The organism is Shewanella salipaludis (assembly GCF_012911865.1).
Classification (GTDB): Bacteria; Pseudomonadota; Gammaproteobacteria; order Enterobacterales; family Shewanellaceae; genus Shewanella; species Shewanella salipaludis.
This window is the reverse complement of the sequence record NZ_JAAXYH010000021.1, coordinates 1-22051: the sequence shown is the minus strand read 5'-3', so window position 1 is coordinate 22051 and position 22051 is coordinate 1. Positions and strand designations below refer to the sequence as shown.

Annotated in this window: 20 protein-coding genes and 1 pseudogene; 8 read left to right on the top strand and 13 right to left on the bottom strand. The window is 51.6% G+C overall.

Annotation, left to right across the window (positions count from 1 at the left end; genetic code table 11):
* The first annotated feature begins 276 nt into the window (after positions 1–276).
* Together HC757_RS17960 and HC757_RS17955 are read left to right on the top strand one after the other, a co-directional pair.
* Positions 277–1143, top strand: coding sequence for a type 2 periplasmic-binding domain-containing protein (locus tag HC757_RS17960; RefSeq protein WP_169565827.1), 867 nt, complete (start codon positions 277–279; stop codon positions 1141–1143).
* A gap of 296 nt (positions 1144–1439) precedes the next feature.
* Positions 1440–2015, top strand: coding sequence for an NADPH-dependent FMN reductase (locus HC757_RS17955; RefSeq protein WP_169565826.1), 576 nt, complete (start codon positions 1440–1442; stop codon positions 2013–2015).
* Between the two features lie 59 nt (positions 2016–2074).
* On the opposite strand, the gene HC757_RS17950 is transcribed toward HC757_RS17955, so the two are convergent.
* From HC757_RS17950 to HC757_RS17900, 11 genes and pseudogenes are all read right to left on the bottom strand, one after another.
* Entirely contained in the window at positions 2075–2704 is a 630-nt protein-coding gene (locus HC757_RS17950) for a LysE family translocator (RefSeq protein ID WP_169565825.1), read from the bottom strand.
* 571 nt (positions 2705–3275) lie between these two features.
* On the bottom strand, positions 3276–3671 hold the full coding sequence (locus HC757_RS17945; RefSeq protein ID WP_169565824.1) for a WapI family immunity protein: 396 nt from the start codon (positions 3669–3671) through the stop codon (positions 3276–3278).
* Positions 3672–4639: 968 nt separating this feature from the next.
* Positions 4640–4876, bottom strand: a pseudogene (locus tag HC757_RS17940) (DUF2897 family protein); the annotation flags it as partial.
* A gap of 116 nt (positions 4877–4992) precedes the next feature.
* Positions 4993–5730, bottom strand: coding sequence for an 8-amino-3,8-dideoxy-manno-octulosonate cytidylyltransferase KdsB (gene kdsB, locus HC757_RS17935; protein WP_169565822.1), 738 nt, complete (start codon positions 5728–5730; stop codon positions 4993–4995).
* A gap of 82 nt (positions 5731–5812) precedes the next feature.
* Positions 5813–6883 (bottom strand): 3-deoxy-alpha-D-manno-octulosonate 8-oxidase KdnB, encoded by a 1071-nt coding sequence (gene kdnB, locus HC757_RS17930; protein WP_169565821.1) that lies wholly within the window; start codon positions 6881–6883, stop codon positions 5813–5815.
* 34 nt (positions 6884–6917) lie between these two features.
* A complete protein-coding gene (kdnA, locus tag HC757_RS17925; RefSeq protein WP_169565820.1) occupies positions 6918–8105 on the bottom strand; it encodes an 8-amino-3,8-dideoxy-alpha-D-manno-octulosonate transaminase KdnA in 1188 nt (395 codons plus the stop codon).
* A 183-nt stretch (positions 8106–8288) separates the two neighbouring features.
* Positions 8289–8906, bottom strand: coding sequence for a carbonate dehydratase (gene can / locus HC757_RS17920; protein ID WP_169565819.1), 618 nt, complete (start codon positions 8904–8906; stop codon positions 8289–8291).
* 403 nt (positions 8907–9309) lie between these two features.
* Positions 9310–10212, bottom strand: a complete 903-nt coding sequence (locus tag HC757_RS17915; RefSeq protein WP_169565818.1) for an alpha/beta fold hydrolase — start codon at positions 10210–10212, stop codon at positions 9310–9312.
* A gap of 90 nt (positions 10213–10302) precedes the next feature.
* Positions 10303–11028: a M15 family metallopeptidase gene (locus tag HC757_RS17910; protein WP_425313983.1), complete on the bottom strand. Its 726-nt coding sequence runs from the start codon at positions 11026–11028 to the stop codon at positions 10303–10305.
* Positions 11022–12173 (bottom strand): succinyl-diaminopimelate desuccinylase, encoded by a 1152-nt coding sequence (gene dapE, locus HC757_RS17905; protein WP_169565817.1) that lies wholly within the window; start codon positions 12171–12173, stop codon positions 11022–11024. The genes HC757_RS17910 and dapE overlap by 7 nt, the downstream gene beginning before the upstream one ends.
* Positions 12170–12529, bottom strand: coding sequence for an ArsC family reductase (locus tag HC757_RS17900; protein WP_169565816.1), 360 nt, complete (start codon positions 12527–12529; stop codon positions 12170–12172). Before HC757_RS17900 ends, dapE begins: the two co-directional genes overlap by 4 nt.
* A gap of 584 nt (positions 12530–13113) precedes the next feature.
* On the opposite strand from HC757_RS17900, the gene HC757_RS19165 reads away from it, so the two are divergent.
* Entirely contained in the window at positions 13114–14460 is a 1347-nt protein-coding gene (locus HC757_RS19165) for a diguanylate cyclase (RefSeq protein WP_169565814.1), read from the top strand.
* Between the two features lie 437 nt (positions 14461–14897).
* Here HC757_RS19165 and HC757_RS17890 read toward each other — a convergent pair whose 3' ends face one another.
* Entirely contained in the window at positions 14898–15872 is a 975-nt protein-coding gene (locus HC757_RS17890; RefSeq protein WP_169565852.1) for an integron integrase, read from the bottom strand.
* Between the two features lie 350 nt (positions 15873–16222).
* On the opposite strand from HC757_RS17890, the gene HC757_RS17885 reads away from it, so the two are divergent.
* Both HC757_RS17885 and HC757_RS17880 read left to right on the top strand, forming a co-directional pair.
* Positions 16223–16903 (top strand): hypothetical protein, encoded by a 681-nt coding sequence (locus HC757_RS17885; protein ID WP_169565813.1) that lies wholly within the window; start codon positions 16223–16225, stop codon positions 16901–16903.
* A gap of 119 nt (positions 16904–17022) precedes the next feature.
* Positions 17023–17583: a hypothetical protein gene (locus tag HC757_RS17880; protein ID WP_169565811.1), complete on the top strand. Its 561-nt coding sequence runs from the start codon at positions 17023–17025 to the stop codon at positions 17581–17583.
* Between the two features lie 374 nt (positions 17584–17957).
* Here the strand turns inward: HC757_RS17880 and HC757_RS17875 are convergent, their stop codons facing one another.
* Positions 17958–18770 carry an IS110 family RNA-guided transposase gene (locus tag HC757_RS17875; protein WP_169565810.1) on the bottom strand — a complete coding sequence of 271 codons (813 nt, stop codon included), beginning with the start codon at positions 18768–18770 and terminating at the stop codon, positions 17958–17960.
* Positions 18771–18839: 69 nt separating this feature from the next.
* On the opposite strand from HC757_RS17875, the gene HC757_RS17870 reads away from it, so the two are divergent.
* The 3 genes from HC757_RS17870 to HC757_RS17860 all read left to right on the top strand — a co-directional run bounded on the left by HC757_RS17870 (position 18840) and on the right by HC757_RS17860 (position 21906).
* Positions 18840–19829, top strand: a complete 990-nt coding sequence (locus HC757_RS17870) for a transposase (RefSeq protein WP_169565808.1) — start codon at positions 18840–18842, stop codon at positions 19827–19829.
* Positions 19830–20247: 418 nt separating this feature from the next.
* Positions 20248–21411 carry an acyltransferase family protein gene (locus tag HC757_RS17865; protein ID WP_169565806.1) on the top strand — a complete coding sequence of 388 codons (1164 nt, stop codon included), beginning with the start codon at positions 20248–20250 and terminating at the stop codon, positions 21409–21411.
* A 63-nt stretch (positions 21412–21474) separates the two neighbouring features.
* The gene (locus HC757_RS17860) at positions 21475–21906 is read left to right on the top strand and encodes an SRPBCC domain-containing protein (RefSeq protein WP_169565804.1); all 432 of its coding nucleotides are present in this window, start codon (positions 21475–21477) and stop codon (positions 21904–21906) included.
* The last annotated feature ends 145 nt before the right edge of the window (positions 21907–22051 follow it).

Here is a 22051-nt window from a genome sequence, read left to right as displayed (position 1 = left end):
CTTTTGGTTTCCACTGTGTGACCGGCCACATGCGCCTTACTCTTGCACTGCAAAGTCGGTCACTTAAGCCGGACGCTAAAGACACTAAGCAATTGACTGCAAAGGGGATGCTATTCAAGTGACGCCATGTCTTATATACTGTCACTCTTGTGTTCTATTATGCCGGCAAGCCGGTGTCTGTATCTGCTCATGAGGCTAAGACTTATTTCTGCATCCTGTGTTAATTTAGGCGTTGGCTGTCTGCTGTTGCTCGGCTGTGGCCTGTTTGGTGCGGCCATGGCTAAGCCCCAGCCCCAGCCGGCGCAGCAGATACGCTATTTTCAGACAGATCTCAGATATCAATATCGGATCGAACTGCTCGAGCTGGCGTTACGCAAGAGCCAAGCCGCCGAAATCGCAGCTCCTGAAACAATAGACACTGAAACCACAGCCACAGAGAGCGCAGCAAACGGCTTGCCGTTGCAGCCGCTGACGACGGCCGTGACCCAGAGTCGCGGCATCGCCATGCTGGAGCAGGGGGAGGTCGATGTGGCCTTCCTGCCTACCAGCCGGGAACTCGAACAACGGCTGCTAGCCGTACGCATTCCTATCATGCAGGGCTTGCTGGGCTACCGAGTGTTGCTGATCCATAGCCGCAACCAGGCCAAGTTTGCCAAACTGGAGACGCTGGAACAGCTGCAGCGCCGTTTTGTGGCCGGTTTCGGTGCCGATTGGACCGACTTGGCGATATTGACCCACAATCGGCTGCAGGTTCAGAGGGTGACTCAATATCAGAACTTGTTTCCCATGCTCAATGCCGGCCGCTTCGATTATGTGCCCAGGGGCATCAACGAGGTCTGGGACGAGATGGCCGTCATGGGACCGCAATACCCTGGGCTGTTGGTCGATAGCCAACTGGCGCTGCATTATGACTATCCCATCTATTTCTTCGTCAATAAGGCGAACCGGCAATTGGCCAATCGCATAGAGAAGGGCCTGCGCCTGGCTCTGGCCGATGGCTCCTTCAAGCGCCTCTTCCTGAGCTATCATGGCCAGCTAGTGACCAGGCTGAGGAATAGACGGGTGTTCGAGTTGACCAATCCCACCTTGCCCGCCGACATGCCGGCGATAGACACAAGTTGGTGGCAGCCGCCGGCGCATTAGGCCGTCCACATCTCGGGCCATGTTTCTGAACCCGTCTGCTCAAGCTATGCCCCTGGCTTATGCTACTGAGCTTATGTCTCTGAACCTATGCTACTGAATCTATGCCCAGTGCGACTGCCAAGTGCGAGCTTAGCCGACTGTCGCAAGCGCGCTTTATGAACTAGGCTGATTATGCATGTCAGGCGGCCAGGGTTTATCGCCGGGGCCGCCTGAGCTGGCACTCTGTGCCTGAATGCACCGGCCTGTTAGGCCAAATACAAGACCAAGATGATGAACCCTATCGGAAAGGAAGTGTTATGGCTGAGCTTAATGTGATTGCTATCTCCGGCAGCCTGCGCCAAGGCTCATACAATTCGGCGACCCTCAGGGCGGCGCAGACATTGGCGCCCGCCGGCATGAAGATTGAGATTGCCGACATTTCGGATATACCCATTTATAATCAAGACATTAAAGATAAAGGCATACCGAAAAGCGTCGAGACGCTGGTGGCACAGGTGCTGGCGGCCGATGCCATACTGTTCGCGACCCCAGAGTACAATTACTCGGTCAGCGGGGTACTCAAGAACTGCATAGACTGGCTGTCGCGCTGCAACCCCATGCCGCTGGCTGATAAACCCGCGGCCATCGTCAGCGCCAGCATAGGACGTTTCGGTGGCGCCAGGGCCCAATACGACTTGCGCCGCATCCTCATCTACCTGGATGTACACTTCGTCAATAAACCCGAGGTGATGATCGCTTCCGCCGGCACCCATTTCGACGCCGATGGTCATCTCATCGATGTGGACACCCGCGAGCACCTGACGCGGCTGTTACAATCCCTGGCCACCTGGACGGAACGACTCCAAGCCGCTAAGCCAGCAACTAAGCCATGAGCCGGTTCGTTAAAGCGGGTGAGGTCCATTGAACACAGTCACTTGTTATGAACGTCTTGTTAGTTACCGGTGCTACTAAAAGCTTGCTTCAACCCAAGCACTACAATTGTAGTACCACATAGATAATTAAACTTAGCTTTAAACTTGTTAAATGCATTTGATACGGTTGGCGATGAGAGCAGCAGTGCAACCGAACCGTACCAAATTGTGGCGATAGCTAGTACAACACCGAGCATGGCAATCAGAGTAGAAATGTTAACACTTGAAGGAGCCGCCGCCGAGAACACCGCCGCATAAAACGCTATCGATTTTGGATTGACAATATTAACGACTATGCCACTTCTAAAAGATGACATAACGCTGTTGTGCATAGACTTAGAGCTAAGATTTTCTTGAACGATATTGGCACTTTTAATTAATTTAAACCCGAACCAGATTAAATATACGGCCCCTAAAAACTTGGCACCCAATGCGACCCATGGGAACAATTTAAAAACAGTACCTAAACCAAGTAATGCACTTGCAGCCCAAAACAGGTTCACAAGTACGATACCTGCAACAAGGGCTAATGCATGCTTTCTCGAAGATGATATAGCTGTGTGGGTCACTGCGACAAAATTAGGACCAGGAATGACAACCCCAACTATGTAAATATAAAAAACGACTAAAACCGAATTCCATTCAACCATCTCATTTCCTTTTTTGTAAGCAATTAACGCCGTACGCTAGCGAATCCCCCCGACAATTCCTTTGGGATTCAGAATGGTAGACACGTATAGTGTTGTTTTATACAATCAATTTCGCACTGTTTGTTGAATTCATTGGCTCTTGCCAACAGATCCTGCTCCATGCGCCTGTCTACCTAAATGAGTCCATATCTTATACGATTTACTCAAAAACAATCTCTTTACTCTTGTTGATAAAGACGGTACAAAAAACCTAATTCTCTGATGGCTGCCACTTAGGCCTTGCTCGATTGCGCCTATTTCAGGCCAACAGGACAAGTAGCAGGGCAGTATTATCGATCGTCTGGCTTGGGAAGTCCGGCTGCGAGCCAACATTTCAGTTAAAAAGAGTCAGATTAAAAGAGTCGACTCTTAGTTGGGCTATGATGGAATACATCAAACGGGTTCATGCCGGAGGCATGCCTGGATTATGAGGGGATCCTCCAGCGCCTTACTAATGGGCGCAAAAATGCTTGGCTAAAATTAGCGACGAAGGAGCGCAATCCAAGCGTTTTGCGTCCTTTTGAGTAACTTGTTAGCTGTATAAACTTGCAGATACAGCTTTTAAACTTTCTATGAAAGATGGCAAATAACTTTGATCGAAAGCAAAACCAAAATAAATATTCTGTTGAATTTCACCATATTCCAGAAACTCCCCAGTAACTTCAATATGCCCTAATGATTTAGCTTCAAATTTAATATAGTCACTTTCATGGTGAAACCTTAATTCAGCAGAGCCTTTTAGTTTTGAGTACATAAACTCTAGATTTTCTATAAATTGGGGGAAACCTTCAAAGTAGAACTCTTTTTCAGAGTAAGTCAGCTTACTACTGACAATATTAATGGCTGCACAACATGAACCGTCCAATTGCTTCTCAAAAGAGGATAAAGAGATTTTTCTATTTGTATCGACGATTAACTCAACTTCCATGATTTCCCTGTACAGCTAACATTTTAATAGCGCGCATGCGCATATGTACATTAGTCCAATGCAAACCACGTTACCACAAGTTACTGTTGTGTAAAGCATTAAGTTTGGTTTAAGTCCAATGTCTTCCGGCTAAACGCGCATGCGCTTTTACACAAATAACGAGATCTCGTTATTTCAATACAGTCTTCTATAACGCACTGAGTTATAAGGTTATTTTATTACGCTCTTGTGCAAACGCGCATGCGCGACACATTGATGAGCACGCCCAAGGCTGCAACCTAGCATCTATCGGCAGCATTATGACGGTAGCGTCAGTCGGCCGGCCAGTCTCTGCTGAGTCAGGTCACACGAGAAAGGCAAAACCGGAGGCCATGGCTACCGCAGGACGCCATGGTTATTGTATGGCATCTGGATTTTTAACAACCAGCGGTCAAGGCATTTTTGTCGGCAAGCTGTGAAGGCGGCCTGCAACAGGGCGGCTGCGTGGCGGGACAAAGACATGGGGGGATTGGCAGTTTTGCTGGATCTCTTCCCTGGATCTGTGTCCTTGGCCTGAGCCTTATGCTTGTGAATACCCTCATGCTTACGAACGCCCTTATGCTTGTAAATGCAGGGCGGCCGCAAAAGATTGCCATCAAGATTACAATAACAACAATAAGTTAACAAGTAGTAGGGGGAGACCGGGGAAAGATGATAGGGGTAGGGGGCAATACGCCAGAGTGCTATCTGTAAGAGTTGCTATCTGTCAGGAGTGCCAGCCGTCAGAAATGCCAGCCGTCAGAAGTGCCATGGCTGCATCCGTAGCAGGCTCAGCGACGGTCGTTAGCGGGAGCCCGCATCCAAGCGGGATAGTGCGAACCACTCGCGGGTCGTACCTGCTAGCTCTTGGGTTGTTGCGTTTTGGGATTTTCATTACTGGGCTGAGATTGGCTTGCCTCTGCGTCTCTGTCTGCCGAAGCTTCGACTGGCTCTGCCTTGTCTGCTTTGCTGTTCGCTGAGGAGGCATCCTTCGACTCAGCATCTTTCGACTCTGCATCCTCGGTCGGGGCCTTGGTTTCAGGCAGGGCTTCGGGCTTGGTCTTGCCCTTGGTCTCTGGCCCAAACTGTGGCAGCTTGAATTTGGCGTTGTATCTCAGGACCACGAGGTTGCTGGCGATGACGCCGACCACAAGCAGGATGATGATCCACACTTCCCATGATGACATGCTCTAACCTCGCGTATCTCAGTGTTGTTAACGCGCCTGTGCGGGGTTTGCCGCAAGCGCGTTATTAAAGGCCGATCCGGGTTCCTGTTCATCAAGGCAACAGGAACCCGGTCAAGCTAGTCTACCGCCAGGCGTTGTTCGCACTTGCGGATGTCTTCCGGGGTATCGACTTCCGGCGAATCGAAGGCACTGATGGCGACCTTGATCTTATGGCCGTATTCCAGTGCCCGCAGTTGCTCCAGCTTCTCCAGATCTTCCAGACGTCCCAGCGGCAGGCTATTAAACAGCTTAACGAAGCGACGCGTGTAGGCGTATACCCCCAAATGCTTGTAGACGGGGTAGTCCTGGGTATCGCGGCCGAAGGGAATACGGGCGCGGGAGAAATAGAGGGCATTATAGTCGTTGTCGAATACCATCTTCACATGCATGGGATCGTCGAGCTCGGCCTTGTCGATTATCTCAAAGCCCAGGGTGGCCATTTCGAATTCGCCCGGATGGCGCTCGAACAGGCTGATGATCTGCTCAATTGAGATAGGATCTATCAGTGGTTGATCGCCCTGGAGGTTGATCACCAGATCGTCATCGTCCAGGCCCAGCTGAGTGATGGCATCTTCGATCCTGTCCGTCCCCGATGCCGCTTCGGCCGAGGTCATCACCACCTTGCCGCCGAAACCTTCGACCGCATCCTTGATGCGCACGTCGTCGGTGGCAACATAGATGCTGGTCAGGCCCTTGGCCAGTCCGGCTCTCTCGTAGACGTGTTGGATCATCGGCTTGCCGTTAATGGGTGCCAGCGGCTTGCCAGGAAAGCGGCTCGAGCCGTAGCGCGCCGGGATCAACAGAGTAACATTCATCAAATTTACCTACTTTACTTAGCGAGGCTAAAGTGAAATGGGCTCCCAAAGGAGCCCCAGAATAAACGCAGCGTCTCTAAGACTAGATACGGCGGAATAGCTTAGTCAACATTTCATCCGTGACTTTCTCTTCCCAGGTCGGACCGTAGACGTTGGCCCACAGTGGCCCCATGCTCTTGGTCACGGCAACCATCTTGGCTATGGTCTCATCCGGCAAGTCTTTGCAGATGTTCTTCGGCAGGGTGATGTTGTGCTTCTTCAGCATCAGACGGAACTCTGCCACCCCTTCAGGGTAGAACTCTTCCAGCACGTCGAAGGCGATACAGTTGCCTATGCCGTGATGGTAGCCGAGGATATAGCCCAGGCCATAAGACACGGCATGACAGGCGCCGACCTGGCTGTAGGCTATGCTCATGCCGCCCATGAAGGAGGCCATCATCAGCTTGTCGTCTTTCTCCGGATGATCGTCCAGGTACACCTGGCGACACAGATCCATGGCCTTCTCGGCATAGGACTTGGAGAACTCGTTGAGGAAGGTGCCCTGCAGTGACTCGACGCAGTGGATATAGCAATCCATGCCTGTGTAGAACCATTGATCCGTTTCTACGCCGGCTATGAGCTCAGAGTCCATGATGATCTGATCGAATACAGTGTAATCCGAGTTCAGTCCCAGCTTGCGCACCGGGCCGCAGAGCACAGCGGTGCGCGAGGCTTCGGCGCCGGTACCCGAGATAGTAGGAATGCCGACATGGTGCACCGCCGGGTTCTTGATAAGATCCCAGCCCTGGTACATGGCGGAGCCGCCCGGGTTGGTGAGCATCAGAGACACGGCCTTGGCCACATCCATGGTGGAGCCGCCGCCCAGACCTATCACGCTGACCGGTAACTTGGCGTTGAAGGCCTGCACCTGTTCGGTGAGGGTGTCTATCTGCACTGTGCTCGGCTCTTCGTCGACGTTGACCCAGATCACCAGATCCTGGGCCTTCTTGGGAATACGGGCTTCCAGCGGCTTGCCCTGATGCACGTCGTCGACCAGGAAGACCACGAAGTCTTCGGCTGTCTTGCGCTCGGCGGCCAGCACTTCGTCCAGCTGGGCGAAGGAGCCCCGGCCGAAGATCATTTTTTCAACGACTTTAAAATTCTTGAAACTCATTGCAATACACTCCCTGGGAATTATTGGCCTGAAATTATTGGGCGAAGGCTTTCTTGATGTTTTCGATACGCGCCATGATCTGCTCTTCCGTCCATGACAGCTTGATCAGCATGGAGATGGTGCGGCTCATGATGGCATCCGACTTGGGCACTGACACCTGGGTGTAATCGGGTCTGTCCTGGACCAGCATGATGGGCAGGGCGGCCGGGGACTGCAGCTCCTGGATATGCTTCCAGTTTTTCAGGTAATGCCAGTTGTTCACATACCAGTAGAAGCAGCCATCGACGCCGTTGGCGGCCAGCTTCTGGCTGATCTCGGCAGTGCGCTCTTCGGTTGGCAGCATGAAGCTCAGGAAACCGGCTGAGTCGCCTTCGGGATCCGGGATCAGGCGGAAGCTGACTTCCGGGATGTCGGCCATGGCATCCTTGATCATCTTTTTGTGCTTGCGCTGGATTTCTATGATGGTGTCCAGCTTGCGCAGCTGGGCGACACCCACGGCGGCGTTCATTTCCGAGATGCGGAAGTTCAGACCCATGATGGGGTGCGATTCGGCGCCGCGATCGTTGCCGACATGGTCGTGGCCGTGGTCGGAGAACATGTGGGCATGGTTGTAGATAGTGGTGTCGTTGGTCAATACGGCGCCGCCTTCACCACAGGTGATGGTCTTGACCGAATCGAAGGAGTAGCAACCCACGTCGCCCAGGGTACCCAGGGCCTGGCCCTTGTAGCTGGCGCCTATGGCCTGGCAGGCATCTTCCAGCAGCACCAGGTTGTGCTTCTTACAGATGGCCTTGATCTCGTCCATCTTGGCCATGGAGCCACACATCTGCACCAGGTTAACCGCCTTGGTGCGTGGGGTGATGGCGGCTTCTATGCCTTCGGGTGACAGACACAGGGTCTCGTCGATTTCGGCAAATACTGGGATGGCACCGGCCATGAACACGGCTTCGACCGAGGCGACGAAGGTGAAGGGTGGCACTATGACTTCGTCACCTGCGCCTATGCCGGCGGCCATCATGGCCGTCTGCAGTGCGGCCGTGCCGCTGGATAACAGGTGCACGTGCTTGACGTTCATCTTGTCGCAGAGCATCTGTTCCATGTCGCGGGTCTTCCAGCGATCGTTACGCATATGGTCAAAGTTGTAACGGAAGGTGAAGCCGTGTTCCATTACGTCAGCGACTTCCTGCTTCTCTTCAGGACCAAATAATTCAAAACCGGGCATGGAAGTAATCTCCTCAGAATGCGTTGCGCGTCAGATGCGCTCCAATAAACCGCCAGATTATAACTGGGATGAAGTGCTATCTGCGATGTTTTATTAAGGAAAATTTATCGATAAAGGAAAAAGTCTGCCCTGGGGCAGACTTTTTATTGGGATGAGCCGGGCCATGGAGCAGCGGCTGTCATGTCAACGGGTGCCGGCGAGCCCCAGGGTGCGGTCCACTGTCACGTCCAAATCCGTCAACAGGCCATTCTGGACGCTGTAGATCCAGCCATGCACAGCCACTTCCTGACCGCGCTCCCAGGCTTCCTGGACCAAGGGCGAGCTGGTGACATTGGCCACTTGTTCTATGACGTTGAGCTCACACAGGCGATCGAACCTGGCCTGCTCGTCGAGCATTGTCAGTTCTTCCTGATGCAGGCGATGTATGTCCCGCAGGTGACCTAGCCAGTTATCTATCAACCCCAGGCGTTGGGTGCCCATGGCGGCGCGTACACCGCCACAGCCGTAGTGACCCACCACCATTATGTGCTTCACCTTGAGCACGTCGATGGCGTATTGCAGCACCGACAGGCAGTTGAGATCTGTGTGGATCACCATGTTGGCTATGTTGCGGTGAACGAAGACTTCGCCGGGCATCAGGTCGATGATCTGGTTCGAGGGCACCCGACTGTCGGAGCAACCTATCCACAGATACTCGGGATTCTGTTGGGTCGCCAATTGCTCGAAGAAACTCGGGTTTTCCTGGCGAATGCGGCCGGCCCATCGGCGATTATTATCGAATAGCTGTTTAAGTAGTTTCATTGATACCTGTGATTTTTTCTATGCCAGCACTCATGCTTTGAGTTGCTTGAGTGGGACTCGGGCCGTTCTTCGGGCCCATTGTCTGCTTAGTGTACCAGCAATTTTTCGCGCTCTGGTCTATCCATCCAAGCTATCCATCCAAGCTTACAGCCAACTTCATGTCGAGGTTGCAGGTTTTCTGCCGAAAATATATCCCATCTTATTGTTTTTTTAGAATGTTACATTGGTTTATTTCTGTGCATTTATCCTGAAGGGTAAAGGATGAAATAATTTAATCCAAGCTTGAAAACCTTTAGTTAAAAATGGCTTAAACATAAATATACAATTGATTAACAATGGTTTTATTCGATCAAGATTTTTGCTGCATCCAGTACTGGCATCAGTGCAGCGGCGACAGCCAAGCTCATGGGCGGCTCAGGAATTGACCGAGTCTGGCGGTGACGACCTCGGCTTGCTCCAGGGTGGCGAGATGCCCCGCGTGTTGCAGCTGGACGTATTCGCTGCCGTCTAGGGCATCATGCATCAGGTAACTCTCGAGCACGGTACGCAGCCGGTTCTCGCATCCCACCATGATGAGGCAGGGCAGTGCCAAAGCTTCGACCTCCTCGAGCAGATCCCGGCGGCCAAACAGCATGCGTCCTAGGCGAACCAGGCTGGCGAGTGGCTCTGCACTATTAGTCGCATTATGAGCTTCACTATTAGCTGAGTCGTGAGCTGCGTTATGAGGAGCCGTGCCATGTGTTGTGCCATGAGTTGCCAGAGAATGGCAGAAATCCTGATACAAGTCGGGCGCTCGTGTCCGGGTGTCTGCGGCAAAAAAGAGCGGCGCCATGCTGTCTATCATGGCACTCGGGAAGTGACCGACAGCCGCGGCCTCATCCAGCAGGGCGAGATACTTGTCGCGGGTGACTTCGGGCTCGAAGCCGATGAAGCTGTTGAGCAGCACCAAAGACCTGACTCTTCCCGGTGCCAGCAGGGCCAGCTCGGTGCCCCAGATGGCGCCCATGCCGTGGCCCACGAGCTCACAGCTGTCTATCTTGAGCAGATCGAGCAGCGCCAGCATCTGCTTGGCCAGATCCTGCAGATTGCGGCAGGACGCAGGCAGGGCACCAGAGTGACCATGGCCCCAGAGATCCGGCACTATGCAGCGATAATCTTGACTCAGCTGCGCCAGTTGTGGCGCCCAGATACGGCTGTCACACAGGTAGCCGTGGCCGAACAGGAGTGTCGGCCCCTGGCCTATGTCCAGGTAACTCAGTTGCTGTGCATCCAGGGTAACTTGGTGACGGCAGGCAGAAAAATCCATAACAGTGACTCACAAAAAAGTATTAAATAAGATTAAAAATAACAGGTTAACCCGTTCTATTTCCGGCCATGATCTCGGCTACGGCTACGGCTACGGCATGGCCGTCGGCGCAGGTGCGATTCTAAACACGTATTCGTCGACCAAATCATGAAGCCGTGCCAGCACCTGGGGCTTGAGGGCCAGTTCGGCGCGCTCCAGGATGAGATACAGGGCCTTGGGATCATAATCTGCCAGCCAGCCCGATGCCACAGGGAAGTAGCTCAGATGCCAGGGCTCGGGGCTGACGCCGCTGAGTCCTGCTTGGTAGGGGAAGTAGAAGCCGAAGCGCCCGGCATTGGCCTGCAGCCAGGCGTGCAGGGGCCCACAGGGGCCTTGAGGCAGATACTCGTCGCTGCTGAGCCTGAGGGCTTGCCTGGAGATGGCATTGGCATCGAACAGGTCGATATCCGTGCCCCAATGATGGCGCGAGGCGCCGGGCAATGCCGACCAGAGCAAGATCAGCTCGACCAGCCTGGCATGGCTCAAGCCTTCTGGGTTCACCGGCCGGGACAGGGCGTCGAGCAGCGGTCGTCGGCCTGTCGCCTTGGCGTTCCAGATCTGCAACTGGCGCTCGAAACTGCGATAGCCGGAGCAGATGGCCAGCGCCAGGCCGGCGTCTTCGGCGGCCCGTGCCATGTTGGCGAAGGCGGCTGCGGTGTTCGCTTCGAGCCAGTGTTCCTGATACGGGATCAGCTGCGTCCCTTCTTCCAGGGCATCAGGCCCCAAGCCGTACAGTTCGGGGCGCTGCAACCCCGGCGGCGCGCCGGTGGCTAGCACAGGAGTCTTTCCAGTATGCCCTGGTAACACTTGGCCAGCAGCTCGAGATCTTCGACCCGCACGCACTCGTTGACCTTGTGGATGCTGGCGTTCACCGGCCCAAGTTCCAGCACCTGAGCGCCGGTCGGGGCGATGAAACGGCCATCCGAGGTGCCGCCGGACGTCTGGGGATCCGTCTCGCTGCCCGTGACCTCGCGAATGGCGTCACGGGTGGCGTCCAGCAGGGGCCCTTCACCCGTGAGAAAGGGCAGGCCGTTGAAGGTCCAGTCGAGATCGTAATCCAAGCCATGGGCATCGAGGATCCCCAAGACCCGCTGGATCAGCAGCTCGGCGGTCACTTCGGTGGAATAGCGGAAATTGAACATCACCTCCAGGGATCCCGGGATCACATTGGATGCGCCGGCACCTGCATTGATGTTGGCTATCTGGAAACTGGTTGGCGGAAAAAATTCGTTGCCCTTGTCCCAATGCATCTGCGCCAGCTCGGCCAGCGCCGGGGCCGCCTTGTGGATAGGGTTGTCCGCCAGATGCGGATAGGCTACGTGTCCCTGGATGCCGTTGACCGTCAGCTTGCCCGTGAGGCTGCCACGACGGCCATTCTTGACCACATCCCCGAGTTTGTGGGTCGAGGAGGGCTCGCCCACCAGGGCCCAGGTGATCTTCTCGTTGCGCGCTTCCAGGGTGTCTATCACCCGGGTGGTGCCGTTGATGAAGGGGCCTTCCTCGTCACTGGTGATCAGAAAGGCGATGGAGCCCTTGTGATCCGGGTGCTCGGCCACGAAACGCTCGGTTGCCACCAACATGGCGGCCAGTGAGCCCTTCATGTCGGCGGCGCCGCGGCCAAACAGATAGTCGTCTATTAGGGTGGGCTCGAACGGCGGGGTATGCCAGCGATTGAGATCCCCGGTCGGCACCACATCTGTATGACCCGCGAAGCAAAAGACCGGACTCTGACTACCCCTGCGGGCCCACATGTTGGTGGTGTCTTCGAACACCATGGGCTCGATATTGAAACCTGCGGCACCGAGGCGCTCGGCCATCAGGGTCTGGCAGCCTTCGTCCAGTGGCGTCACCGAGGGACGGGCGATGAGCTGCATGGCGAGCGCCACCACGTCCTGCTCGTGAACCGGCCGTGATTGACTCATAACTTGAACCACGCACTGTAAGCGGTGTCGGAGAAGCCTGTCTGCACCCGTTCGGCATCGACCAGCACGGGGCGTTTGATCAGCGTCGGCTGTGCCAACATCAAGAGGATCGCCTTGGGCGCGTCTATGTCGGCTTTATCTGCGTCGGACAGGGCGCGGTAACTTGTGCTGCGCTTGTTGAATACCGCTTCCCAGCCCAGGGCGTCGACCCAGGCACTGAGCAGCGTCTCATCCAGGCCTTGCTCTCGGAAGTCATGGAAGGGGATATCCAGTTGGTTTGATTCCAGCCACTTACGGGCTTTTTTTACCGTGTCGCAGTTTTTGATGCCATAAATCTTGGTGCCAGAGAGGGTCAAAGTGGGTTACTCCCTTGAATTGGTGTCGAAAGCCTATGTACAGGCAGTGCAGGCATTGTGGCATTGTGCGTTTGCAGTCACAAGTGCCGGCTGAGGGATTTACCGGCAATGGAGGTTATTTTATTACCGGCAAGAGCTCATGCCATCCGGGACTTGGGCCGGCCGGGCCTCAGACGCTAATGCCTGGGCATTTGGGTTAAGGGGTCATCGTCTTGGGCCGTCTAGGGGACAATAGGGCATTGATCTTAGAGCAAATAGTGTAAGATAGGCCGGGTACCTATGGCAGAGGCAATGGCAGAGGCAATGACAGGGGCAGGAGTGTTGGATCTGATCGCTGATAGGCGAAACTCGTCGATTCAGGCAGCACCTAGGCCCATCGAGTCTATTGACGTGAAGACAATAGGCTACCTCAGAGACAGTGGCTGTCGTGGGGTGAAGCTGCCTCTGCGCCTACAATGATAAAAACAGGCAAGTGTCGGGATTCATCTTTCTTCCACCCGGCTTGAAGCCCAGAAAAAGAGACAAAGAATATGTTAGCCGCCGTTAGCTTAGCGACAAATATTGAAGAAAAACCCTGGATACTGGTGAAATTTGCTCAAGCGCTTATCCGTCCCCTCAGTGCCGTTTGTATTTTGTTTGGTCTGACCGTCATTGCCGGGTACTTCGGCTCTGTCGAGGCCTTGTACCGGCCGGTCACGGGTGGACCGGCAACCAACCCTCTGACGGCAATATGCATGATTTTTATCGGCTTCAGCCTCAGGGCCAGTCGCGGCAAGGGGCGCGAACTCTGGTTGCAGCGCGCCCTGGTTTCGCTGGTGATCATCATCACCTCGCTGCGTTTCTTTGACATGCTGCTCGACTCGGACGTGTTGGCCTTGTTCACGCCTTTCCAGCAGCAAGTGGCGCTGGATCTGCAACTGGGCAAGAGCAACCACATGGGGGTCAATTCGGCGATCATGTTCTTTTGCATCGCCCTCAGCCTGCTACTCTATGGTTTTCAAAGAGTCACAGCCTCGCAGTTCATCGCCTTCATTGCGCTAGCCATACCCACCATCTCCTTCACAGGTTATGCCTATGGGATCGACCAATTCTACGGACAAATGTCCATGCTGACGGCATCCACCGGCTTTGCATTGGCGGTCGCGGCCTTGCTGATGACAGCCAACTCAGGCGCGGTGAAGGCGATTCTGAGTCCGTACATAGGCGGCAAGATAGCCAGGCTACAGACCATGGCCGGCTATGCTGTCCCGACCCTACTCGGGTACCTGTTGATTAAATCGCTCAATTCCAATGAAGGAGATTTGTTCGGTATTTTTGTCGTTACCATATGCTGGTTCATCATCTTGATGGTCAGCATGTCGGCCATATTCCAGGAAAAAATTGATCATGAGCGGCGCCGGGGTGAATTTCTGCTCACCCAGGCCGCCATGAACGATCAACTCACAGGTTTAGCGAACCGCAGGAAGTTCATCGAATTCGGCCAGGAGGAACTTAAGCGTCTCCAAAGTACCAAGAGCCTGCTCTGGCTGCTGCTCCTGGATGTGGATCATTTCAAGAAGATCAACGATACCTCGGGTCATGCCATGGGGGATAAGATACTGGTCGCGTTGGGCAAGACGCTGCACAATTCGGTCCGCACGGTCGATCTGGTTAGCCGCATCGGCGGTGAAGAGTTTGCCCTGGTGCTGGTCGATACCAGCCGCCAGGGCGCCGAACGGATTGCAGAGGACATTCGTGCCAGCATAGCCAGACTCAGCGTCGCGGGTTGGACGGATATACATGGCCCCATCACAGTGTCCATCGGCTGCGCGGCCAATGATGGCAGTCATACCCTGGAGAGCAGCCTGAACCTCGCCGATGAAGCCCTGTACCAGGCCAAGCAGAATGGCCGAAATCGGGTCTGTTTTGCCGATGCCAACAAAGGCCAATGATGCAAATGCTAGCAAGAGACTCGTCAGCGGCGCAACAGCGGCAGAACCCCTGGTTGGGCTTGGGTTGCGGCAATGTCAGCCTCAATAGCACTAGGGCAGTGCTATTGGGATTTGCCTTGCCTTTGTCGCTGTTTTTGCTTAAGTTAATCGTTAATCTAAACTACTTAAAGTTATTCCAAGGCGCGCCTTAAGTTATTCCAAGTAGCCTCAGAGCCTTAGGTCTACGCAAGGCCAGCACAAGACGCCGCAGTGCAATGGAAACAGACTCAGGATGAGCCGAAGCTAAACCTTATCTTGAATCTCCCGTTCCCCTTTTGCTTAACTGTCGTCCGGGCACTCTGGAAGCCGCAATCCCGTGCGGTAGCCTGCCCGAAAGCATCTGTGAGTGCCGGCTGCGTGAGTCGCTTAGTCGCTTAGTTGCTTAGTCGCTCAAGGGATCAATCGGCAGCCATGTTTAAACTGTCGAGTGGACTCAGGGTACCGGCGTAGTGCTGGCCTATCACATGAGTATAGATTTGGGTGCTGGCCAGATCGCTGTGACCAAGGAGTTCCTGCACAGTCCTGATATCTCGACCATTACGCAGCAGTTGGGTGGCAAATGAGTGCCTGAAGGTATGACAATTAATCTGCTTGTGATCCAGACCACATCGCTGCACAGCATGACGTAATATTTTTCGCGGCACCGAATCGTGTAAATGATGCCGGCAGAGAATATGCGCCAGCGGATGCTGGCACACACTGGTCGAGGGAAAAATATACATCCAGGCGGGTTGACGAAAGGCATTGGGATATTTCTTGTTGAGCGCAAAGGGCAATGACGGCCCAATACCTTGCAGATTGTCACGTCGCTGGAGATCAACGGCCTGGGTTATCAACTGTTGCAGCTCGGGGATGAGTGACTGGCTCAGCACTGTTTGCCTGTCTTTGTTCCCCTTGCCATCACGGACTGTGATAGCCGCATGTTCAAAGTCAACATCTTGAATACGTAAGCGCAAGCATTCGGTAATGCGCAAACCCGAGCCATAGAGGATGGAAAATATGCTCCTGTCACGGCCACTGAGTTGTCCCAAGATAAGACTAACCTCGCCAGGGCTGAGGACGACGGGCAAGCGTCTATGACGCTGGGCGTGACTGAACCCCAGCTCACCCAAGGGGCGTTGCAGGAATTTATTGTACAGATAGGCCAATGCGTTCAATGCCGTCTTCTGGGTATTGATAGCGACATGACGTCGATTCGCCAGATAGGACAGAAATGCCGTGACCTCCGGTGCCCCCATAGTGTCAGGATGCTTAAGGCGATGAAAACGAATGTAGCAGGCAATCCAATATAGGTAGGTTTTTTCTGTCCGCAGACTGTAGCCCAGCAATCTGAGGCTTTCACTTATCTGAGTGAGAAAGCGGCTCTTGAACATAAAATTTATTCGCATGAGTTATTGCACTGGAGTACTGGATGTTTATCCAGTTGATTTTTTAGTTTTAGCCTAAAACGGCGCGTTTGCACGGAAAATTATCTGAGCGATGCGTGTTTACACGCAAGCTGAATTAATTACACTATAAAATTCAGTGTTTTATTAAAAAAGTGTACAAATAACGAGATCTCGTTATTTGTGCAAACGCGCATGCGCGTTTAGCCTGAAGGCTCAGTGGAGTGAACAAGTTGAATGGTTTACAGAACAGTAAGTTGTGATAATCTGGTTTACATTGAACCAATGTACATATGCGCATGCGCACTATTAAAATGTTACATTACTAAGGAAGTATCGTGAATCTTCAGAATGTTTTAGATTTTGAGAAGTTTGTCAAAGGCGAAGTCAAGAAAGCAACTGAAGAACTTGCTGGGTTGCAAGACGGTAGTAGAAATCATTTACAGAAGTTGGTCTATACAAATTTAGTTGATCGTTTTGACGTGATGGTGGACAAAACTATTCTCGATAATGCGCTTCATGAACGATTACTCGATGATGCACTTAAAAAATTGGATTCCCCTGTATCGGAGGCGGATGTATTAAAGTTGCTGATGGATGGGAGTAATATTCATGAAGTGGTTGAGTCAAGAGTCCAGAATATTTTAAGAGACGGCGTTCTTCGAGGAAGGCATTCTAATAAGGTATCAAAGTTGTTTGAACTCATTGGCCTCGAAAGAAATTTGTGGACTAAGCCAAGAGTTAATATTTCTACGGGTAAAATTCTTGGGAGCTTTACACCGCAGAATAACAAAATCCCTACATCAGTTTGTGGTTATGCTGATTGGCTGTACTCGCGAAGAAACTCAATTGTACATGGCGGTGGAAGCTCCAAAATGCTGGATAACGACATAGCCCAACTTAAAAAGCTATTTAAAAGCGATGTAGCAAAAACTACTAGGTTAAGTTATAGCGCATTAGGCGTAACTTCTGAGTTTTATTTGGGGGTTGTCAAGCTTATAAAGGATGCCGAGGCGTAATGTAACAAGCGCATGTTGTCGGACTGGTTTTCCGCTGCGCTCCAAACCAGCCGCAAATGCGGGCGTTAGCTTCTATGCGGTGTTTGCAGATGTTTGAATTGTACGTTTAAGGATAATTAATGGATCGTTTACAAGTCGCACTAATAGCTTTATTCGTAGGGTGGGGATTATCTCAACTTACAGACGTAATAAAGTCAAAATGTAGAATAAACAAACTGAAACTAGCAATATCAACAGAACTGAAAGATCTTGAAGTTCTTCTTACAGAACGTACGAGGACAGCTAAAAAGTCATCTGTCGAATACGGGCATGATGGGTACTATGCATGTAGTCTTGGGGCTCCAGTATCGACACCAGTATTAGATGCTTATTATTATGAGGTAGCAGAAAGCTTCACTGAGGAGCAAAGGTACAATATCCGAGTATTAAGGGATCACATTCGTGCATACAGTACTATTGTGGAGTGGGTTGAAAATAATACATCAGGCAAAGCAACTCAAAATGAAATAGTATTCAAGTTATTTGAGGCGTATAAGCAAGCCGCATTCGCATCTGTATTCATAAAGGCCGCAAATGAAGTTGGTGGTAAAGAAAAAATTATTGATGAGCATGAAAACTTAAATGAACTACGAGAAGAATTTAAGTTATTAACTCCTCAACTAGCCTTAAGAAAAAGCTAACAAGTTGCTGCACGCGGACTCGATACAGTTGTCGCGGTTTTTGCTCAAAACCAAAAGCGGCAAAAACAGCACCAACTTACTCGCCGGTGAGCAAGGCGTTGATATGATTCCCTTTGTCAAATAGGCAAATAGTGTCCTTACCGGAAACCCAAAAAATTTCCGGTAAGGACACTCTGACAGTAGGCTTTGGCCAGTAAGTGTCGGCGGTTGACCTTGCTGATATCCGCGGATTTTAACCGCATTACTTGTTTGCGCCGCTGGAGCCTTGCCTCAGTCTAGGAGCGCGGATGTGACCGCTTAACGCCCTCGAGGGTTGCTCTCACCGCTGCCGCCGCCTTTACTGTCAGAGTGTATTCGTAACGCTAAGAGCTGGATTAGTAAGCCGTTATCGGCTTATCCACCTCAAATTCCCGGGCAATGTCCCAAAGGTAGCCCGTCAGTTCCCGGGCCACCGCGGTGACAACCTTGTTGTATTCCTTGCCTCGTGCTTTCAGGGCATGGAAGCGGTGGCATAATCGCTGCTGTACCTCCCAGGCACGTGTTTGCAGCCGGATTGAGTGCCCTTGTTGCCGACTCTCCAGCTCCCGAGAGACTTTGGCTGGAAAACGATAGGCCCAGGCAGACTCTATTAAAATGCGTCGTACATGGCCATTGCCGCATTTGGTGATCCCGCCGCGTCGCTCCCGCTGTCCGCTTGAGCGCTCACTGGGTGTCAGGCCAACAAAGTTCATCAAGGAACGCGGTGAGTCAAAGCGTCGTAAGTCGCCCAGCTCGGCCATAATGGTCATAGCCGACAAGAAACGGATCCCCCGCAGCACGGTAAGGCGCTGCACCAGCGGATACCAACGCCAGCTTTCTGCCAGGCTTTGCAGCTCCAGTTCCAGCTGTTGCAGACGTTCGTGACGCTCGGTGACTATGTTGACGTAATGCTGGAAGGTGAGCTTGGTGGCACTTTCCTGGAAGCTAATGTCGGCCAGATGACGCCGATATGCCTCGGTCCAGTTTTGTCGGCCACTGCAGGGGTGACCATGGCGCAGCAGGAAGGATTTCAGCCGCTGCCGTGCCTGACGCAAATCGAGCATGGCGTCTTCCCGACAGCGGATAAGATCGCGAATGGCCTCGTCCCGTTCGTCCGGAACATAGATGGGCTTAAGATCACCACTGCGTGCTAAAGATGGGACATCCAAATCTTTTTGTGCTTTTGGGCCTGTCTGACTAGGCTTTGAGTTACTCCCTTTTGCCTGCCGAGGCTTGCCATGACTACTGCTCGTCGCCAATTGATTGATGCCGAAAGCACGCCCTTCTACCATGTGATTAATCGCTGTGTCCGAAGGGCATTTTTATGTGGCGAAGATGTGGTCACCGGGCGCAGTTACGAGCACAGGCGTGGCTGGATAGTCGATAAAATCAGGCGGTTGTCGTCGGTATTCTGCATTGATGTCTGTGCTTATGCTGTGATGTCAAATCACTATCATCTGGTACTGAAAATCGACCTTGCCGCTCAAAAGGGCCTGTCTCAATTTGACGTGGTTGCACGCTGGACGACGCTGTTTGCCGGTAATGCCATTGCTACCCGATTTCTTAAAGGCGATAGCTTGTCCGAAGGCGAGCGAATGCTGCTCGACAGCCTGATTGCCGAATGGCAAGAGCGGCTTGGCAGTGTGAGTTGGTTTATGCGCTGCCTCAATGAAGAGATTGCCCGTAAAGCCAATCGGGAAGATGGCTGCAAAGGGGTATTCTGGGAAGGGCGCTTTAAATCCCAGGCACTACTGGATGAGCAGGCGCTGCTTGCCTGCATGATGTATGTGGATTTAAATCCTATTCGTGCGGGTATTGCAGACTCGCTGCAAGAGTCTGATTACACTTCGATTCAGGAGCGGATTGAAGCGCTTGCGCAACAGAAGCCAGTTCGTGTGTCACTCAAACCTTTACTGCCTTTCGAGGGCGCGGCCGTAGCCGCCGAGCAAAGCGGTATTCCATTCCACTTTGCCGATTATCTGGAATTGATTGACTGGACCGGTCGTGCTGTGCGCGAAGATAAGCGTGGCTTTATTGATAGCACCCGCCCCAAGCTGCTCACCGAACTGGGTATCGGCGAAGATGCCTGGGTCACTTCCGCCAAAGAATTTCGCCGTCAATACAGCGGCATCAGTGGTAGGTGGGATGCCATGTGTGCCATGAAAGCCAAATCCGGTGGCAAATGGTGCCGAGGTAAACGGCAGAGTGAAGCACTGCATCCAGGTTAACTTTCCAGTCCTTGATGGAGGCATTTTTACGACGACTGAGGTTTATCAGGGCGCTTGTGCACTCAATCCTTGGCGCATTAGCCATCTCAGTCCCCGACAACCTTACCTTTGATGCGTTTGCTACCTCGTGACTGATGAGTCAGGGACTGACGGACTCTGTTCAGGATGTGTTATTACCGGGCAAAAGTGTTTAGGCTGTCCTCATACTCTCATAGACGCTCATAGACGCTCATAGACGCTCATAGACACTGCGTTCAAACGTTAGGCTGATGCTGGGAATTATGAAATGCATAAAGCCGCAATTCATCCCCAACAAATCAATGTTTTAGTGATGGCGCTGTGATCTTTGAACTTTAGCAATTCAACAAAGGCTTTACCTCTTACAACCATAACTTATAGGAACTAGCAGAAGTACATCATGGAAAATCATCACAATAACCGCCTTTACGGTTTGGACACACTACGCGCTGTCGCCATTATTATCGTGCTGATCTATCACTATAAAGTAGTGGTAAGCAGCGAAAATATCTTCGGATTTATGAGCCAATTGGGCTGGACAGGTGTTGATCTTTTTTTTGTGCTGAGTGGCTATTTGATTGGTAATCAGGTGCTTTCGGCAATTGCCAAAGGGCAGGAGTTTTCGCTCAAGTTGTTTTATATTCGCCGTTTCCTGCGAACCTTACCTAACTATTATTTTGTACTCGCACTTTATTTTATCTTCCCGGTTGCATTGAGCGGCACAGCAACTGCATCGCTCTGGTCTTTTCTGACCTTCACGCAAAATCTGGGTATGCGCGCAGGAGAGACCTTTACCCATTCCTGGTCGCTGTGTATTGAAGAGCAGTTTTATTTAATTTTCCCCATAGTTACACTGTTTACTACTTACATCAAACGTTCTATTACACTTGGTTGGTTCGCGATTATTGGTGCTATGTTGTTAGCTATATTTTTGCGCGGATTTAATTGGTTCGAACATGGTGAGGCGGCAATTTCTGCACAATCTTTTATGGAGCATATTTACTACACCAGCTTTACCCGGTTTGATGAATTATTGCCCGGTGTGGCGATTGCATTACTTAAGAACTTTCATCCCACAACCTATGCAGCAATATTGCGTAGAGGTAACCTTTTATTGGTAGTCGGCTTGGTTAGTGTGGGAATGATATTTTACGTGTTTCAAAACTATGCTTACATCGAAGGCTATGGTCGCACGTTTCATGTGGTGACTTTTGGCTATTCATTCCTAGCTATCAGCTTCGCAATTCTGGTACTCGCCGCACTGAGCCCCAACTCAGTGCTGTACCATATACGAATTCCTGGGGCTGCGAGCCTCGCGCTTTGGTCTTATGCAATTTATTTGATCCATAAACCTTTGTTCCAAATATTAAAAGCACCCGTTACGGAATATGATATTGATATTAACAGCGGGCTGGGAATAGCAATTATTATGGCAGTGAGTATTTTTTGTGGTTGGGCACTCTACTTTTGTGTTGAAACGCCGTTTATGAAATTGCGGGCACGTTTTTTCCCATCCAATACAAAAACAACCGTCATCCCCCTAAGCAGACAGCAAGTGGTTTAGTGGTGAATCAGGCCACCCACGGTAAATGGCGTGCATTATGTATCCCGGTATCGGAAGCAATCTATGAAAAAAATAGAAACTAAAATTCAGATTGAGGCATCGTTAGAGAGCGTATGGGGCATATTCTCAGACTTTAAAAGATACCATGAGTGGAATCCATTTTTAACTGAGATCCAAGGGTCGCTTAATGAAGGTGAATCCTTAAAAATTAAAGTTGTATTATCTAATGGCAAAGCTAGATTCGCTGATCCAAAAGTAGAAAAAGTTCTTTATGGTAAAGAAGTCTGCTTTCTTGCTAAGAGTGGTATTCTGTTTGCTGGAAAACATTATTTTATTTTTGAAGCCATTTCCCCAGTTGAAACGCGAGTTATTCACGGAGAAATATTTTCAGGCATTTTGCCATTTTTTCTTTGGCATAAAATTGAAAAAGTATTTACTGCTTCGTTTGAAGGAATGAATAAAGCTTTAAAGTTAAGGGCAGAAAAGCACACATAACAAAGCCATAATGGAAGGCAGGGCAAGATCATGAACGTTTTTTTGCCTACCCTCTAAACAGTATTGACCCACGGAGTCCTCTGTGATCTTATGTCTCCTTTTTTTTGGGGCATGAGCATGAATATCGACATTATTAAGCAGCATT